Below are 1,766 nucleotides of genomic sequence, written 5' to 3'. Positions count from 1 at the left end.
CAAGCTCCCATCAGATTCGCTCGACTTGCATGTATTAGGCACGCCGCCAGCGTTCGTCCTGAGCCAGGATCAAACTCTCCAAAAAGATGTTTGATTAGCTCATAAAAAAGTTAATTAATTGACGTTTCGTTTTGTTCAGTTTTCAAAGATCAATCTCTTCACTGTCTTTCTGACAGCGACTTAACTATCATATCAAGTTTATTGTTTTATGTCAACAACTTTTTTTATTAATCTTTACTGCTAAAGTTCATTGTTCAGCAGCGACGTTTATTAATATACCAAGTATTATTCTTTTCGTCAACACTTTTTTTAGTATTTTTATGTTACTACTTTAGATAAGAATGTTTTTGCATAGATTGTATCTATTTGATAGGCGGCTAACCAATTAATATAGCTAGGATTCGAGGCATCTTTTGCAATAAATTTGAATCTAGAGTTGTACGCTGGTTTAATTTAAACTTTCTATTCCAAAATAACAAAGTTTACGGAAGGAGACTTAGTTAGATACCTTTTTTCTTTTTTGAAGATATGATGTAATTTACACACTCATGATGCGGCGCAACACGAGTAAATAAGGAAAACAATATTTTATATCGCTCCTTCATTGCTCTTTTCACTATATCATCTATCCTTACATCTTCTAAATCATATAAAATTTCATCCATTTCTCTTTTCAATAAATACTGTATTTCTAACTTTTCTTTTTCATGAATGATCAGACCAAACAACCTGTACACCCCTTTTCAATAGTAAATGTAGTTTTTTCCAAAAAAACTCAAATTATTACGAAGAAAATATTTTAGACATAAATTTTCCATAGGCAAGCATACAATGAATTAGAACTTGTCTATTTATTATTTATAAAGAAAAGCTATTACCGTTGTTAGGAGGATTCAAATGAATTTCTTTATGGTTCTAAGCGGAAAGAAATTAAAACATTTTTTATTTATTTTAGTACTTTCATTATTTACCGCCCTTTTCTTTTATTCTCAAACCTCTGTACAAGTTGCTGTTTTCTCGACCAAAGAAGGACCAAAAGCAATTAAAAAAGGCAAAAAAGGAATTGCCTTAACCTTTAATATTGGATGGGGAGACCAAAAAGCTGAACCAATTATCGATACTCTAGTAAAAAACGAAGTCAAATCAGCTACCTTCTTTTTGTCTGGTTCTTGGGCTGAACGTCATCCTGATATTGTTAATAAGATTGTTAAAAGTGGGTATGAAATCGGGAACCTTGGCTATGCCTATGAGGATTACACCGAATTAGAGTCAGTGAAAATACGCCAAGATATTTTGAGGGCTCAAGAGGTTCTCAAAAAACTCAATGTGAAGAACATTAAACTTCTTCGTTCTCCTACAGGTCATTTTGACAAAAAAACTCTTAAGGTAGCTGACCAGCTTGGTTTGACCGTGGTTCATTGGAGTATAAATTCAGAGGACTGGACGAATCCTGGAGTTAATCAAATTATTAAGAATATTGATCAAGCAAAAAACGGAGATATTATTTTAATGCATGCATCTGATGCAGCAAAACAAACAAAAAATGCATTACCATCGATTATAGATAATTTAAAAGATAAAGGTACTTTCACTAATGTTTCAGATATGATAGCAAACGGAAAAGTAAAAACAACTTTAATTAAATAGTAAGAAAAGCGCAAGCGCCTTGCTCATCGGCGTACGGATTTCGTAGTCTTCGACTGAGATAAAGGAAACACGGCGAGGGACGAGTCGATGTTGACTTATCGTAGGGAGAAGACGGAGAA

At 33.3% G+C, this 1,766-nt stretch carries 2 protein-coding genes and 1 rRNA gene; 1 reads left to right on the top strand and 2 read right to left on the bottom strand.

Annotation, left to right across the window (positions count from 1 at the left end; genetic code table 11):
• Positions 1-85: ribosomal RNA gene (locus ACQKP0_RS25695) — 16S ribosomal RNA — on the bottom strand; the annotation flags it as partial.
• A gap of 415 nt (positions 86-500) precedes the next feature.
• Complete coding sequence (locus ACQKP0_RS25690) at positions 501-728, bottom strand: hypothetical protein (protein WP_427408651.1); 228 nt, start codon at positions 726-728, stop codon at positions 501-503.
• A gap of 169 nt (positions 729-897) precedes the next feature.
• Here ACQKP0_RS25690 and pdaB point away from each other — a divergent pair, with 169 nt between their 5' ends.
• On the top strand, positions 898-1,647 hold the full coding sequence (gene pdaB / locus ACQKP0_RS25685; protein WP_427408650.1) for a polysaccharide deacetylase family sporulation protein PdaB: 750 nt from the start codon (positions 898-900) through the stop codon (positions 1,645-1,647).
• Positions 1,648-1,766: the final 119 nt, after the last annotated feature.

It is taken from the genome of Heyndrickxia sp. NPDC080065, from assembly GCF_050281185.1.
Lineage (GTDB): Bacteria > Bacillota > Bacilli > Bacillales > Bacillaceae_C > Heyndrickxia.
This window is presented reverse-complemented; position numbering and strand designations above follow the sequence as displayed.